The organism is uncultured Arthrobacter sp. (genome assembly GCF_964021775.1).
GTDB lineage: Bacteria > Actinomycetota > Actinomycetes > Actinomycetales > Micrococcaceae > Arthrobacter.
Map to the genome: position 1 here is coordinate 89,307 of NZ_CAXHZI010000005.1, position 15,819 is coordinate 105,125.

General features: G+C 70.7%; 10 protein-coding genes. 2 read left to right on the plus strand and 8 right to left on the minus strand.

Annotated elements, in window-relative coordinates; all coding sequences use genetic code 11:
* Positions 1-5: 5 nt before the first annotated feature.
* From ABIN76_RS07130 to ABIN76_RS07140, 3 genes are read right to left on the minus strand one after another with little or no spacing between them, the layout of a single operon-like run.
* The gene (locus ABIN76_RS07130; protein WP_346959011.1) at positions 6-1,298 is read right to left on the minus strand and encodes a nucleotide pyrophosphatase/phosphodiesterase family protein; all 1,293 of its coding nucleotides are present in this window, start codon (positions 1,296-1,298) and stop codon (positions 6-8) included.
* A gap of 1 nt (position 1,299) precedes the next feature.
* Complete coding sequence (locus ABIN76_RS07135; RefSeq protein ID WP_346959012.1) at positions 1,300-2,043, minus strand: DUF5998 family protein; 744 nt, start codon at positions 2,041-2,043, stop codon at positions 1,300-1,302.
* Positions 2,044-2,088: 45 nt separating this feature from the next.
* The gene (locus ABIN76_RS07140) at positions 2,089-4,797 is read right to left on the minus strand and encodes a GNAT family N-acetyltransferase (protein WP_346959013.1); all 2,709 of its coding nucleotides are present in this window, start codon (positions 4,795-4,797) and stop codon (positions 2,089-2,091) included.
* A 99-nt stretch (positions 4,798-4,896) separates the two neighbouring features.
* On the opposite strand from ABIN76_RS07140, the gene ABIN76_RS07145 reads away from it, so the two are divergent.
* Positions 4,897-7,419, plus strand: coding sequence for a DNA topoisomerase IV subunit A (locus ABIN76_RS07145; protein WP_346959014.1), 2,523 nt, complete (start codon positions 4,897-4,899; stop codon positions 7,417-7,419).
* A gap of 60 nt (positions 7,420-7,479) precedes the next feature.
* Here ABIN76_RS07145 and ABIN76_RS07150 read toward each other — a convergent pair whose 3' ends face one another.
* On the minus strand, positions 7,480-7,863 hold the full coding sequence (locus ABIN76_RS07150) for a VOC family protein (RefSeq protein ID WP_346959015.1): 384 nt from the start codon (positions 7,861-7,863) through the stop codon (positions 7,480-7,482).
* Positions 7,864-7,927: 64 nt separating this feature from the next.
* Between ABIN76_RS07150 and ABIN76_RS07155 the strand changes: the two genes are divergently transcribed.
* Positions 7,928-8,446, plus strand: a complete 519-nt coding sequence (locus ABIN76_RS07155) for a DinB family protein (protein WP_346959016.1) — start codon at positions 7,928-7,930, stop codon at positions 8,444-8,446.
* 30 nt (positions 8,447-8,476) lie between these two features.
* Here the strand turns inward: ABIN76_RS07155 and ABIN76_RS07160 are convergent, their stop codons facing one another.
* From ABIN76_RS07160 to ABIN76_RS07175, 4 genes are read right to left on the minus strand one after another with little or no spacing between them, the layout of a single operon-like run.
* Complete coding sequence (locus tag ABIN76_RS07160) at positions 8,477-9,499, minus strand: GNAT family N-acetyltransferase (RefSeq protein ID WP_346959017.1); 1,023 nt, start codon at positions 9,497-9,499, stop codon at positions 8,477-8,479.
* 22 nt (positions 9,500-9,521) lie between these two features.
* The gene (gene cydD / locus ABIN76_RS07165; protein WP_346959018.1) at positions 9,522-13,037 is read right to left on the minus strand and encodes a thiol reductant ABC exporter subunit CydD; all 3,516 of its coding nucleotides are present in this window, start codon (positions 13,035-13,037) and stop codon (positions 9,522-9,524) included.
* Between the two features lie 6 nt (positions 13,038-13,043).
* Positions 13,044-14,093 carry a cytochrome d ubiquinol oxidase subunit II gene (cydB, locus tag ABIN76_RS07170; RefSeq protein ID WP_346959019.1) on the minus strand — a complete coding sequence of 350 codons (1,050 nt, stop codon included), beginning with the start codon at positions 14,091-14,093 and terminating at the stop codon, positions 13,044-13,046.
* Between the two features lie 34 nt (positions 14,094-14,127).
* Positions 14,128-15,726, minus strand: a complete 1,599-nt coding sequence (locus ABIN76_RS07175; RefSeq protein WP_346959020.1) for a cytochrome ubiquinol oxidase subunit I — start codon at positions 15,724-15,726, stop codon at positions 14,128-14,130.
* Positions 15,727-15,819 lie beyond the last annotated feature (93 nt).

Genomic DNA, 15,819 nt, shown 5'->3' on the forward strand with positions numbered 1-15,819 from the left:
CCGGCTTAGCGGCGCGAAGCCTGCCCTGCGGCTTTTGCGCCTGCGGTCCTGGCGCCTGCTTTTCCTTCGGCCGCGAAGCACAACAGCGGCACCTCACGCTCCGCCTTGGTCAGCGAGCCGTGCTGCCCCACCACCTCGAGCGCCCGGGCCTGGACGCGGCGGGTGTCGTAGAAGGCCAGCGCGTCGCGCGCGGCGATCATCACGTCGCCGATCCGCGGTCCGACCCCGGCCCGGACCTCGCCGAACAGCCCGGCAGCCACGGCCTCTTCCCGGGTGAAGGCCCAGATCCGGTCACCGAACCGCGACCGCCATGCGTCCAGCAGCCGCCGCCGGCCGGCGTCGTCCGCTTCGTCGTCGAGGTAGAGGTGCACCATGCGGGGCTCCCCCGCCGTGTGCCGGACTCCGGCGATCAGCTCCGCCTCGGCGGAGTAGTCAATCCGCTGCGATGCCGGCACGTCCAGCATGCCGTGGTCTCCGGTGACCAGCACGGTGGTGCCGGCCGGAAGGGTGGCATTGAGCCGGCGCACGGTGGCGTCGAGCTCTTCGAGCTGGTGCTCCCATTGCGGTGACTGGCAACCGTACCGGTGCCCGGCCTTGTCCAGTTCGTGGACGTAGAAGTACATCAGCGAACTGTCCGCGCCGGCCATGGCCTCCGCGGCCGCCGCCGTCCGGGCGTGCGAGGTGGTCCCGGCCAGGAACCGGCCGCCCCGCAGCGCGGCCCGGGTCATGGCCGAATCACTGAACCGCGGCAGCGCGACCGTAGTCACGTCCACGTGCCCGGCGGCCCGCTCGAAGACGGTGGGCAGGGGCTGCCATTTCAGCGGGTCCACGCCGTCGTCCCAGTTCCCCAGCATGTTGACCACCCGGTCCTGGTCCGGGTCCAGGACGTCGTAGCCGACCATCCCGTGCTGCCCGGCGGGCTGCCCGGTCCCGAAGCTGGCCAGCGACGCGGCGGTGGTGGAGGGGAAGGCCGCATCGAGCCACACCGGCACGGCGCCCTGGCCGGCCTGCAGCACCGAGCGCAGGAACGGCGTGTGCGCGGACTTCTGCTTGAGCAGCTGGCGGCCCAGGCCGTCAGCCAGCACCACGCAGAGGTGCTTCGCGGCGGGAAGGTTCAACCGGTTGCCGAATCCGGGGACACCGAGGCTGGCCGCGGCACTGCTGAGCACCTCGGCAATGGAACGTTCCCCGTAGGCCGGGGGCGAGGGCAGCCCGGCTGCTGCGCCGGCCGGCGCTGACGCCGGGGCGGCTGGCTGCGCGGAGGCTACCGGGGTCTCGGCGGCTCGGTCCGGCCCCATCTCAGCGCTGGTGGCCGCGGCTGAGGCGGTTGCCGAAGACGCCGCTGCGGGAGCGCTGCGGAAGGGCGGAAACCCCGTGCGGGGCGGCCGCGGTCGACCCGGTGTTCACGGCCCGGAGCGCCCGGGCGAAGAGCTTGGCGTCCTGGACGGCCTGCAGGCCGTCCGCTTCGGCACTGATCCGCAGAACGATGTCCTCCTGCGCGATCGTGCCGCTGTAGCCGTGGTCCGCCTCGCACTGCGGGTCGCCGCAGCTGGCGGGGCCCATGTCGAGGCGCTGCCCGCCGGACCAGGCAATCGAGAGGGTCAGCTCACGCACCGGGTCCGAGGGCTTGTAGTCCTGCGGCTGGGCGTAGACGTAGCTGAGCACCACGGAGCGGATCTGTGTCACGGGGACGGATTCGGTGGAGACCTGGGCGACGATCTGCTCGCCGGCTTCGTCGAGCTGCTGGTCGTCGACGTGGGTGATGACCAGCATGTCCTCGGTCAGCACCAGCACGGTGATGTGCCGGCGCACCTCGGCCCGGTCGAAGTGGGTCTCCAGGTGGACCAGATGGGCCACGCAGTCGCGGCCGTCCAACGCGTCGGCGACGACGTCGGCCACCAGACGGGGGTAGAAGCCTGCCTGCTGGAGGGCGCCTTCCAGGCTCTGGCCCTGCGCGCTGTGGTCGTGCAGGCCGTGGTGCGGCGAGCCGTGGCGGCCGGGGACGGACACCTGGGGCTTGGATGCTGGAGGCTGGGAACTCATGGCTTCCATTTTCACAGATCGGCTGGGGACATGCTAACTGCGGCGCTAGCTGCGCATCGCGCGGCGGGCCGTGTCGGTGCGCTGGGCGGCGTTGGCAATCCGGACGTCGGCGGCCAGGATGACCGCGCCGTCGGGACCGGCCAGGACCGGGTTGAACTCGACCAGCACGATCTCCGGGTGGTTGTCCTTGAGCCGGGTCAGCCGGGCCGCGAGGTCCTCGAGTGCGGCGGCATCGACGGCGGGCAGGCCCTGGTAGCCGAAGAGTTTGCGGGAGGCACGGGGCGCGCGGATGAAGTCGTGGACGTCGGAGCCGGAGAGCGGCGGGACCCGGTGCGCCCAGTCGTCCAGCAGGTTGACGGCGTCGCCGGCCAGCCCGAACGACACCACCGGGCCCAGCAGCGGGTCCTCGATGGCGCGGAAGGTGCAGGCCTGACCCACCGGGGCCATGGACTGGACCTCCAGCGACGGCGAGCCGTAGCGCTGCAGCGACTTGCGCATCTGGGCGATGTTGCGGCGCAGCGAGTCGGCGTCCTGGATGTCCAGGCGCACCCCGCCGAGGTCCAGCCGGTGCCGCAGCGCCGGGTCCGTGGTCTTGAGCGCCACCGGCCAGCCGAGCCGGTCCGCTGCCGCGACGGCGTCGTCCTCGCCCTCGAAGCCTTCGGAGGGCAGCACGCGGATGCCGTAGCGGCCCAGCAGCTTCGCGGCGGAGTCGGGGTCCAGCCGGACCAGCTGTTCGCCGCCCACGGGCCGGAGCAGCTCTTCGAGGTCTTCGTGGGCGGCCTCCGGGTCGCAGCCCTCGGGCTCCACAAAGAGCCCCTGGTCGCGGACCACCCACTGGGCGTAGCGGACTACGGCCGCGAGGGCGGCCACGGCGGCGCCCGGGTTGGAGTAGCAGGGCACGCCGGGAGCGGCCTCAGGCGCAGCGTCGTCGGCGGCTGCCCCGACCATGCCCTCCACGTAGATTGACGGGTCAAGGAGGCCGGTGAACGCCGCGACCACCGGTTTCCCGGCCGCCGCCGAACACTCGGCCAGCACCGCGCCGATCTTCTCGACCGTGAGTCCGCGGGCCGGCAGCAGGGCCACCACCACGGCGTGCACCGAGTCGAGGGTCAGAGTTTCCTGCAGGCTGCGCCGCAGGGCTGGCAGCGCCCGGGACATGCCGGTGTCCAGGTCGACGTCGGCGACGATGCGTTCCACGCCGAGGCCGGCCGCGGCCGCGCTGTCCGCCACCACCTTGCCGAGCGCACGGGAGTTGCTGAAAACGGCCACACCGGGGCCCTGGGGCAGCGGCTGGCTGGAGACGATCTGTGCCACGTCCATGAGCTGTTCGATCGTTTCCACCCGGATCACCCCGGCCTGGCGCATCATGGCGTCCAAGGCTTCGGGGGGCGCCTGTGTGGTGCGCACGGCGTGGCCGGGCGGCAGGTTCAGGCCCATGGCGTCCGACTTGGCCACGATTACCGGTTTGGTCCGCGCCAGCCGCCGCGCCAGCCGGGAGAATTTGCGCGGGTTGCCGATGGATTCGAGGTAGAGCCCGACGGCGGTGGTGTCGGCGTCGTCCTCCCAGAACTGCATCATGTCGTTGCCGGACACGTCGGCGCGGTTGCCGGCGGAGAGGAAGGTGGAGAGGCCCACCCGGCGGCGGCTGGAGGCGGCGTAGAGCGAGACGCCGATCGCCGCGGACTGGCTGAACAGGCCGAGGCCGCCGCGGCGCGCCAGCGACGGCGCCATCGAGGCGTTGAGGGACACGGCGGGGTTGGTGTTGACGATGCCCAGCGAGGCCGGGCCGATCACGCGCATGCCGTTGGCGCGGGCCTGGCGGACCAGGTCACGCTGCCGGGCGAGCCCGCGTTCGCCGTCGTCCGCGAAGCCGGCAGTGGCCACCACAATTCCCTTGACCCCGGCGTCCCCGCACTCCTGCACCACCTTGGGCACCTCGTCGTACGGGACCGCGATAATGGCGAGCTTGACCGGGCCGGAGACCTCGGAGAGCTTGGCGAAGGACAGCATGCCGGCGAGCTCCAGGGCCTCCGGGTTGATGGCGTAGACCGGGCCGGTGAAGCCGCCCTCGATGATGTGTTCCAGCAGCTGGTACCCGACGGTGCCCCATTTGCGGCTGGCGCCGATCACCGCCACGGAGGACGGGGCGAGCAGTTCCTGGATGCTGCGGGCCTCGGCGCGGTGTTCGCGGGACTCCATCACGGCACGGGACTTGTCCGTGGGGTCGATGTTGAACTCAAGGCTGACGACGCCGTCGTCAAAGTGCCGCTTGACGTCGTAGCCGGCATCGGAGAAGACCATCAGCATCTTGCGGTTCTCCGGCAGCACTTCGGCGCTGAACTTGCGGATGCCGTTTTCGCGGGCCGCCGCGGCGAGGTGTTCGAGCAGGATCGAGCCGATGCCGCGCCCCTGGTGCGCGTCGGCAATGTTGAAGGCGACCTCCGCCTCTTCCGGGTCATCGAGCCGGTCATACCGGCCTATGCCCATGATTTCGCCGCCGATGGTGATCACCAGGGCCACCCGGTCCTTGTAGTCGACCTCGGTGAAGCGCTTGAGTTCCTTGGCGGAGAGCTTGGACTTGAACGCGAAGAAGCGCATGTAGATGGACTTCTGCGACTGGCCCACGTGGAAGGCCTGTACCGCGTCGGAGTCGGCGGGGTGGATGGGGCGCAGGTGCGCTGTCCCGCCGTCGCGCAGCACGACATCGGCTTCCCAATGTTCCGGATATACGCCGTCCGCGGGCTGATCCACCATAGGCTTAGCCTAGCCATAAACTTGAGCTGCCCGCCGTCATCGCGCCTCAACAGCCACGCACCATCAACTGAGTAACCCGTAGAAGGACCCACCAGCCCCATGGCACGCCGCCAAACCACGCCCCCGGCAGGGGAAGCCAGCCCGGATTTCACCGAGAACATCGTCGACATTGACGTCACTTCCGAAATGGAAGGCTCGTTCCTGGAGTACGCCTACTCGGTGATCTACTCCCGTGCCCTGCCCGATGCCCGCGACGGCCTCAAGCCCGTGCAGCGGCGCATCCTGTACATGATGAGCGAGATGGGCCTGCGCCCGGACCGCGGCCACGTCAAGAGCGCGCGTGTGGTGGGCGAAGTGATGGGCAAGCTGCACCCGCACGGCGACACGGCGATCTACGACGCGATGGTCCGGATGGCACAGGACTTCTCGCTGCGGCTGCCGCTGATCGACGGCCACGGTAACTTCGGCTCGCTCGACGACGGTCCGGCCGCCCCGCGGTACACCGAGGCCCGGCTGGCGGCGGCGGCGCTGACCCTGACGGACCACCTCGACGAAGACGTGGTGGACTTCGTCCCGAATTACGACAACCAGCTCACCCAGCCGGATGTGCTCCCGGCTGCGTTCCCGAACCTGTTGGTCAACGGCGCCACCGGCATCGCCGTCGGCATGGCCACCAACATGGCCCCGCACAACCTCGGCGAGGTGGTGGCGGCGGCGCGGCACCTGATCGCGCACCCGGACGCCTCCCTCGAGGACATCATGAAGTTCGTCCCCGGCCCGGACCTGCCCACCGGCGGCCGGATCGTGGGCCTGGACGGCATCCGCGACGCGTACGCCACCGGCCGCGGCTCCTTCAAGACGCGGGCCAAGGTGGAAGTCGAACAGCTTTCGGCGCGCCGCACCGGCCTGGTGGTCACGGAACTGCCGTACATGGTGGGCCCGGAGAAGGTGATCGAGAAGATCAAGGATGCGGTCAACGGCAAGAAGCTGACCGGCATCAGCGACATCGTGGACCTCACCGACCGCAAGCACGGACTGCGGCTGGTGATTGAGCTGAAGAACGGCTTCAACCCGAACGCCGTGCTCCAGCAGCTCTACCGCTTCACGCCGATGGAGGACTCCTTCGGCATCAACAACGTCACGCTCGTCGACGGGCAGCCGCAGACCCTGGGCCTGCTGGAACTGCTCTCCGTCTACGTCAACCACCGCATCAACGTGGTGCGCCGCCGCACCTCGTTCCGCCTGGGCAAGAAGAAGGACCGCCTGCACCTGGTGGAGGGCATGCTCATCGCGATCGTGGACATCGACGAGGTGATCCAGATCATCCGGTCCTCGGACGAGGCCGCCGCGGCCCGCACCCGGCTGATGTCCATCTACGACCTGTCCGAGGTCCAGGCCAACTACATCCTGGAACTCCGGCTGCGGCAGCTGACCAAGTACTCCCGGATCGAGCTGGAGAAGGAACAGGATGAGCTGCGGCGCGAGATCGCCGAACTCCAGGCCATCCTGGACTCCCCCGAGCTGCTGCGCGGGCTGGTCTCCGACGAGCTTGGCGAGCTCGCGGACAAATACGGCACCCCGCGCCGGACCGTGCTGCTCGAATCCGAGGCCGTCTCCCCCACGGTTGCCGCGGCCCTCACCGCCGCGCCCGGCGCCAAGGGCAAGACGGCGCCGCTGGCCCTGGAGATAGCGGACGACCCCTGCTGGGCGATCCTGACGGCGTCTGGGCAGATCGCGCGCACGGCCAACCAGGACAGCCTCGCCGAATCGGGCCCGCGGACCAAGCACGACGTCTTCCGCTCAGAGGTGAAGACCTCGGCGCGCGGCGAGATTGCCGCGGTCACATCCCAGGGCCGGATGCTGCGGCTCCAGGTGATGGACATGCCAGTGCTACCGCCCACGTCCGGGACGCCCAACATGGCCGGCGGCGTGCCGGCCAAGGACTTCATTACGCTGCTCAAGGGCGAGTCCCTCGTGGCGTTCGCACCGCTGGACCAGGTCCTCGCGATCGGGACCGCGCAGGGCGTGGTTAAACGCGTCCAGCCGGACTACCCGTTGAACCGCGAGGACTGGGAAGTGATCGCGCTCAAGGACAAGGACACCGTGGTGGGCGTTGAGCCCGCCGCCGCGGACGACGTCGAGCTGGTCTTCGTCACGCGCCAGGCCCAACTGCTGCACTTCAGCGCCTCGGCGGTCCGGCCGCAGGGCCGCACCGCGGGCGGCATGGCCGGGATCAAACTGGCCGCCGGTGACCGGGTGCTGCACTTCGGCACTGCCCTCGCCACGGACGACGCCGCCGTGGTGGTCACCATCGCCGGCACCGAGGGGGCGTTGCCCGGCACAGCCCCGGGCGCGGCCAAGGTCACGGCGCTGGCTGAATACCCGGCCAAGGGCCGCGGCACGGCCGGCGTCCGCGCGCACCGTTTCCTCAAGGGCGAGGACACCCTGCTGCTCGCCTGGGCCGGCCACGGCCCGGCGAAGGCGTCCTCGCTGGCCGGGGTGGCGCGGTCACTGCCGGGCGAGCACGGCCGCCGCGACGGCTCCGGTATCCCGCTCTCCCAGGCCGTCGACGCGATCGGCCCGAGCATGGCGTGGGCCGCGGAGGACGCCGCGGAGGGCTAGCGGCCCGCGGCTGACCCAGGGCCGCCGCCTGGTGCGGCCGCCCGGGGTCAACCGTCGGGCTTACATCCCCGAGTTCAGGTTCAGGATGTTGCCCTCGCTGTCCAGGAACCACGCCGCGGTGCTTCCGTCCGGGAGGGTCGCAACGCCGTCCTCGGTCTTCAGGCCCGGGAAATCGTAGTCCTCGAAGACGACCCCCGCCGCGCGGAGCTCGGCGACGGCGGCCGGAACGTCCGGAACCATCCAGCCCATCTGGGTGTTTTTGGCCGATCCGGCGTTGGGCGTCAGGTACACGAGAAATCTGCTGCCGGAGCCGCAGGTGTATTGCAGGTTGTCCTCGGCACCCGGGTTATCCGGTTCGAGTCCGAGTTTGTCGCGGTAGAAATCGCGCGCGCGGGCGATGTCGGCGGCCGGCAAGACGGCGCCGACCAGCTGGTCCTTGAGCATGGCAATGTCCCTTTCCAGGCCCTTCCCCCGGAACGGATTTTACTCCTTCGCCTAGACTGCTCCCATGCCTATCGTTCCCGATCAAAAGGACTGGACCTGGGTGCTGTCACGGCCGTGCCCCGACTGCGGTTTCGACATCTCTGCCTGCACCCCCGCCACGGCGCCGGGACGGGTGGCCAGTATGCTGCCGCGCTGGCGCGCCGTGCTGCGGCGCCCGGATGCCGCCGTCCGCCCGGACGGGAACACCTGGTCGGCGCTGGAGTACGCCTGCCACGTCCGGGACGTCTTTACCCTTTTCGACCACCGCCTCAACCTGATGCTGACCCAGGACGACGCCCGCTTCGAGGACTGGGACCAGGACCGGACCGCGGTGGAGCAGGACTACGCGGGAGCCGACCCCGCCGAGGTGAGCGCCGAGCTGACGGCCGAAGGCGAGCAAATCGCCGCGTCCTTCGGCCGCGTCCCGGAGCAGGACTGGGGCCGCAAGGGCACCCGCAGCAACGGCTCGGAATTCACGGTGCTGAGCTTCGCGCAGTATTTCCTGCACGACGTCGTTCACCACCTCCACGATGTGGATGGATAGCGTGTGGATGGCTGACGTGCCGGGGACTGTCTAGAGTTCCTTGTCCCAGGCCATGCTGCGGTTGACCGTGCGGTATCCCATCTTGGTGTAGAGCGCCAGGGCTCCCGTGGGGTTCTCCGAGTCGACATCGAGCGAGGCCTTGTCCATTCCCCCCGCGGCAAAGCGGCGCATCGCGTCGGCCAGCAGCGCCTGGGCGACGCCCCGTCCGCGGAACTCGCGGCGCACTCCGAGCAGGTCGGTGTAGCCCTCCTTGAAGCCGCGGTCCGCCGCGCCCTCGGCATCGTGGCTGGCGAGCTGGTAGCCGGCCACCCGGCCGCTGGCCTTCTCCACGACGACGGCGCTGAGGTCAGGCCGCGCCTGCGGATCGTTCACCACAAAACCCCAAGCCTCTTCGTCGCGGGGTTCGCTGCCCCAGTGGTCCCGGAAGGCGTCATTGTGGGCCTGACGCACGGCCTCGTGCAGCCCCGGCCCAAAACCCACCAGTTCCAGGCCGCCGTCCAGGACAGCCTCGGGAATGGCCTGGTCCAGCGGCCGGTGCATTTCGTTGTAGTAGCGGACAACCCGGTAGCCGCAGCCGCCTAAGAGCGCCGCCTGATGGGCATGCTTCTCTTCCATGTAGAGGCGCAGTTTTGGCACGGCCGCCCGGGCCGCCGGGTCCCCGGAGTCCGCAGCCCCTTTCGAGTCTTCGGCGAACCGCTGCCGGGTTCGCGCTTCCAGCCAGGCCAGCAGCCCGGTTCCGACGCCGCTGCCCTGCCACCCGGGGTCCACGCAGCCGTAGCCGACGGCCTTGTCCCCGTCCGCGTTTTTCGTGAGCCTGGCGTAGGCCCGTGCGACACCCTGGCCGTCGAAGCCGAGGATGCTGTGCGTGGTCGCCGGGTTCGTCCGGGAGTCCAGGATCTGGGCCAGGTCCGCGCGCCGCTCGAACCAGACCGGCCGCTCGACGGCGGCCGTCCGGGCAATCAGGGCGGCCCAGTCGTCAAGCTCGGCGGCGCCGGCGGGCCGCCACGTCAGGCGGCGGTCCAGGCCGGCTCTCGGGTCGGTGCGTCCGTTCATGGCTTACAGGCTAACGCCGGCCCTACCCCCGCGCCAGCACCGGCGTGGTCTGCCGGAGCCCGGCCACGTCCAGGTCCAGCCGGTTATCCTCAGGGCTGATGTCCTCCGGGTTGTGCGTCACCAGGACCACCGTGCGGCCGGCCAACCCGCGCCGCAGCTCGGCCAGCATGGTCCGGCCCGTTTCCGCGTCCAGGTGGGCTGTGGGTTCGTCGAGCAGAATCACGTCGGCACCGGTCAGCAGTGTGCGGGCCACCGCCAGGCGCTGCCGCTCGCCGCCACTGAGGAACGCCCCTCCGGGCCCGATGGGGGTATCCAAGCCCCGGTCGAGCCGCTGCAGCAGCGGTTCCAGGCCGACGGCGGACAACGCAGCCGTCAGCAGCCGGTCGAGCCCGGCGGCCGCGGCCGGATCGGTTGCTCCGTCCGTGGGACGCTCCCCCTCTGGCAACCCCAGCATCAGGTTGCCGCGGATGGTGGAGTCGAAGAGGTGCGCCTCCTGCGGGCACCAGGCGGCCCGGCCGGTCAGGAACAGCTGGCCTCCCGCGGCCGGCAGGAAGCCGAGCATCACGGCCAGCAGGGTGGACTTGCCGGACCCGGAGGCTCCGGTCACGGCCAGCCAGCGGCCCGGTTCGGCGCTGCCGGTCAGCCCGGTGAAAACCTCCGTGCCGCCCGGCCACGCCGCTGCCAGGTTTTCCATTTCCACGCCGGGCCGCCCGCCGGGCCGCCCCGCCACCGGCACGGGTCCGCCGGTTTCGTCCGTCGCGGCCGGCGTGAGGACCCCGGACGCGTTGATCCGCCGCAGCACGGAGCGCAGCGCCGGGTACTGGCGGACCGCCGTCGTGATCGCCGAATAGGGCTCCACGAGCGCCAGCTGCAGCAGCACTACGACGGCGACCGTCGCCGGCTCGGCAGCGCCGCTGAGGGCAAGCGGGGCAGCCAGCACCGCGCTGGCCAGGGCGGCGGACCCGCAGGCCAGGACGGTGAGCGCCTGGCCGAGCCCCTCGGCCAGGGCCGAACGCTGCGACGCAGCTGTCGCGGCCCGGTCGGCCTCGTGGATGCCGGCAAGGACCGGGGAGCCTACGCCGTTGGCGTGCAGTTCGGCGCGGGCGTCCAGGGCCGCCGCGACCCGGCGCAGCACACCGGAGCGCAGCCGCTGCTCGGTTCCGGCGGACATCCGGTCCGCGAACAGTGCCAGGGCGGGCGCGGCGGCGAGGCTGACGAGCGCGGCGGCGATCACGGCCGGCAGCGCCGCCGGGAGCAGCAGCCCGATGCCGGCCACGGCCGCCGCGCCCACGGCCACGGCGGTCAGCGGCGGCAGCACGACGCGCGGCAGCAGCTCGCGGACGGTGTCGACGTCGTCCACCACGGCGCCCAGGACGTTGCCGCCCTGCAGGAGCCGCCGCAGCGACAGTGCCCGCCGGCTCAGCGACTCCCACAGCTGGCCGCGGAGCCGCGTCAGCGCGGTGAAAATGGCGTCGTGCAGAAGCAGCCGTTCGGTGTACCGCAGGGCGGCGCGGCCCACACCGAAGAAGCGCACGCCCACGATTGCGGTGAGCAGGTACAGGATGGGCGGCTGCTCGCTGGCGCGGATGATGAGCCAGCCGGACAGCCCGGACAGGGCGACGGCGAACAGCGCGGCCAGGACCCCGACCGCGCCGGCCGCGGCAAACTTCCCGGCGACGGGCGCCAGTAGCCGCCGCAACAGGGCGGCCGTCGCTCCGAAACGGACAACGCCAGCCCTGTCCGCACCGGCGCCTGCAGCACTTTCCGCGGAGTCTGCGGCGGCCCCTGCGGCGGCCCCGGTCCCGCCGGTTGCTGCCGGCTGGAGGGCTTCCCGGTCCGCGGTGCGGTGGCCGGCAGTCGACGCCGGCGCGGCGCCGGACACGCTTTCCGGCACGGCCGCGGCGACGGTGGCGTCGGTGCGTCCCCCGACGGTCACCAGCCGGTCCGCGAGTTCGCGGGTCTGCCGGTCGTGGGCAACCAGCAGCACGGTGACCTTGCCCCGGAGGCCGGCGATGGTGCGGCTGACTGCATCCGCGGATGTCCGGTCCAGGTGCGCGGTGGGCTCGTCCAGCAGCAGCAGCGTGGCGCCGGCGGCGATCCGGGCCAGCCCGCGGGCGACGGCCACCCGGCGCAGCTCCCCCGGGCTGAGCTCGGCAGGGTGTTTCCCGGCGAGGTGTTCGGCGGCGCACGCGGCGAGGCAGCGTCGGGCCTCGGCAGTGTCTTTGGTGCTGGCCTGCGCCGGGGACCGGTCCGGGGAGGTGCCCAGGTAGAGCAGGACTTCCGCGAGCACCGTGGGTTCGACCAGCACGGGGTGCTGGGGCACCCAGGCGAGGTCATCCCTGGTGAACCCCGCCAGCCGCCCGGTGAGCTCCGTGCCGGCGCCGGCGCCGATGGTGCCGGCCAGCACGCCCAGCACGGTGCTCTTGCCGGCCCCGCTGGGGCCGTCCAGGGCAGTGACCTGCCCGGGGGCGGCGGTGAAGCTCAGCGGGCCGACGGCGGGTTCCGCGCGGCCGGCGTAGCGCACGGCCAGGCCGTGGACCGTGACGGCCGGCGGACTAGCGGCGGACCGGCCGGCGGCTGGGCTGGCGGGGGCGAGCGGCACGGCCTGGGCGGCGTCGAGGACGTCCGTGGTGTCCGCGAGCGCGGCACGGCCTTCGTCGCTGGCGTGGTGGGCGGTGCCGAGTTCGCGCAGCGGGAGGTAGCAGTCGGGGGCCAGGATCAGGGCCAGGAGTCCCGCCTCGAGGGCCATGTCCCCGTGCACCAGCCGGACGCCGATGAAGACGGCGACCACGGCGACCGAGATCGTGGCGATGAGCTCCAGGGCCAGGGCGGAGAGGAAGGCGGTGCGCAGGGTCCCCATGGTCTTGGCGCGGTATTCCTCCGAGATGTCCTCGAGGGCTTTGCGCTGGGCGGCGGCGCGGCCCAGGCCCACCAGCACGGGCAGGCCTTTGGCGAGTTCCAGCATGTGGCCGGAGAGCCGGGACAGCGCCGACTGGGCTTCCCGGACCCGGTCCTCGGTGTAGCGGCCGATCAGGACCATGAACAGCGGCACGAGCGGGACGGTCAGGACGATCACCACGGCGCTGATCCAGTCCGAGAAGAGGATCCTGGCCCCGAGCAGCAGCGGGATGGCGGCGCAGTTCACCAGTGCGGGCAGGAACTGGGTGTAGTAGTTGTCCAGGGCGTCCAGTCCCCGCGTCGCCAGGACCGCGAGTCCGCCGTCGGCCGGCCCGGCTGTGCGGGTGCCGGTGTGCAGGGCCCGGTCCAGGAGCTCTGAGCGCAGCTCCTCCTTGACCCCCAGCGCGGCGCGGCGGGATGCCACGGCCTGCGCCCACACGGTGAGCGAGCGCAGCACCACCCCGGCCAGGCCCCAGCCGAGCTGCTCGGCCCAGGCGGGGTTGTGCCCCATCAGCCCGGCCAGCATGGCGGCGACAGCCTGCCCCATCAGCACGAGGGACAGCGCCTTGAGGGCAGCCAGCAGCCCCAGCAGGTAGAGCGCCGAGCGGGTGGCCGGTCCAGTCGGGAACTGCGGTCTCATGGCCGGTTAATCCTTCGGGGCCAGGGCCTTGGCGGCAATCGCGGGCAGGAAGCTGTGCGCCTCGGGGATGTGGGCGGCGCTGACCCGGCGCCGGAACACCCAGTAGGTCCAGGCCTGGTAGGCGAGGACGAGCGGGAGCCCGATGCAGGCCACGACCGTCATCAGGCCCAAGGTGTAGTCCGAGGATGAGGCGTTGGTGACGGTCAGGCTGAAGTCCGGGTTAAGGGTCGAGGGCAGCACCACGGGGAACGCGGCGCCGAAGATCGAGGCGCTGCCCAGCAGCAGGAAGATGCCCAGTGACAGGAAGGCCCTGCCTTCCGCCCCGCCGCGCGCAAAGTTCCAGGCCAGGGCGGCGGCCACCACGGCGGCGACGACGGCGGCCCAGGTCCACGCCTTTCCGCTCTGCAGCTGCAGCACAATCGCCCAGCCGGCGATCGGCAGGAGCAGCGCCGGCAGCAGCCGGACGAACCACTGCCGCGCTCGGTGCCTAACTTCGCCGTCGGTCTTCAGTGCCAGGAACGCCAGCGCGTGCAGCAGCGAGAAGCCGACGACGGCGAGGCCGCCGAGCACGGCGTAGACGCTGAACCAGGCGAACGGGCCGCCTTCGCGGTCACCGTTGGCGTTCAGCGGAAGCCCGGTGGTGGTCAGTGCCAGGGCCGCGCCGACGCCGAACGCGGCGACCAGGGAGCCCAGCGCGATGGCCCAGTCCCAGCGCGCACGCCATTGCGGGGTGTCCACCTTGCCCCGGTATTCGAACGCCACAGCGCGGAAGATCAGCGCCACCAGGACCAGCAGCAGCGGCAGGTAGAGGGCGGAGAACAGGGAGGCGTACCAGAGCGGGAACGCCGCGAAGGTGGCGCCGCCCGCGGTGAGCAGCCACACCTCATTGCCGTCCCACACCGGGCCGATCGTGTTGAGCAGGACCCGGCGTTCGGTGTTGTTCCTGGCGAAGCCCTTCATGAGCATGCCGACGCCGAGATCGAAGCCCTCCAGGAAGAGGTAGCCCGTCCACAGCACCGCGATGGCAATGAACCAGATGGTGGGTAGCAGTTCCATGCTGAATATCCTCTGCAGCTTGTTTTCGGGGCCGTTAGTAGGCGAAGGCCAGGACGTCGTCGGCTTCGGGCTTGCCGCCGGTACCGCCGGGCGGGGTCTGGTCCTCGTTTTCGTCCGCCGGGGCGTGGGCCAGCTCGGGCATCGCGGACACGACGCCGCCGCGGATGTACTTCACCAGCAGCTTCACCTCGACCACCAGCAGCACCGCGTAGACGGCGGTCAGCACCACCAGGGAGGTCAGCAGCTCCCCGGCGGAGACCCCCGGAGATACCGCGGCGGCGGTGAACATAAAGACCTGGTCGATGCCGCTGGGATCCGGGTTGGGGGCCACCACGAAAGGCTGGCGGCCCATTTCGGTGAAGATCCAGCCGGCGGCGTTCGCGCCGAAGGGGGCCAGGATCCCGAAGACGGCGAGCCGCATCAGGCCGCGGGAGGCCGGGACGGTGCCCTTGCGGGTGATCCAGAGTGCCACGAGGGCGGCGAGGGCCGCCAGACCGCCGAAGCCGATCATCATCCGGAAGCCCCAATAGGTGACTTCCATGACCGGGACGTACTGGATTTCCTGGCCGGCGCGGTCCCCGTAAATCGGGTTGTCCGGCAGGTGCGTGCCGTAATCGGCCTTGTACTGATCCAGCAGGCTGTTGACGCCCTTGACCTCAGTGGTGAAGTCGCCCTTGGCCAGGAAGGAGAGAATGCCGGGGACTTCGATCACGGCAACGACGTCGTCACAGTTCTTGGAGCCGACGTTGCCCACGCTCAGGATGGAGAAGCCGGTGCCGTCGTGGCAGGCGGCCTCGGCGGCGGCCATCTTCATGGGCTGCTGTACGAACATGAGTTTGCCCTGCAGGTCGCCCGTGATGGCGGTGCCGGCGAAGGAGACCATCGCGACGACGGCGCCGATCCGCAGCGAGCGGATCCAGACGGCGTGGTCGGCACGGTCGCGGCCGGGAATCCGGGACTCGCCGGGAACAACCTTTCCGTCCGCCCCCACCGTGTCGATGCCGTCGTGGCGGCGGCGCCACAGGTGGTACCAGGCGATGCCGAGGAGGAAGGAGCCGGCGACGGCGAGGGCGCCGAAGAGGGTGTGCGGCACGGCCACGAGTGCGGTGTTGTTGGTGAAGACGGCCCAGGCGTCCGTCATTACCGGCCGCCCGTCAATCATCTCGACGCCCACCGGGTGCTGCATCCAGCTGTTAGCCACGATGATGAAGTAGGCGGAGAAGACCGAGCCGATCACGGCAATCCAGAGGCAGGCCAGGTGCACTCCGCGCTTGAGCTGCTTCCAGCCGAAGATCCAGAGGCCCAGGAAGGTGGACTCCACGAAGAAGGCCAGCAGTGCCTCCATGGCGAGGGGGGCACCGAAGACGTCGCCGACGAAGCGGCTGTACTCGCTCCAGGCCATGCCGAACTGGAACTCCTGCACAATGCCGGTGGCGACGCCCATGATGAAGTTGATCAGGAAGAGCTTGCCCCAGAACTTGGTCATCCGGAGATACTCGGGCTTGCCGGTGCGGTACCAGAGCGTCTGGATCACCGCCACCACCAGGCCCAGGCCGATGGTGAGCGGCACCATCATGAAGTGGTAGACGGTGGTGATACCGAATTGCCAGCGTGCGATTTCCAAGGCGTCCAAGGCAGTCCCTTTGGCTAGGTTCCCGAGAGTTTTCTACGATGCGTAGAAATAATACTTCTACAGAGTGTAGAACAAGTCCGCACCCTCCCGCAC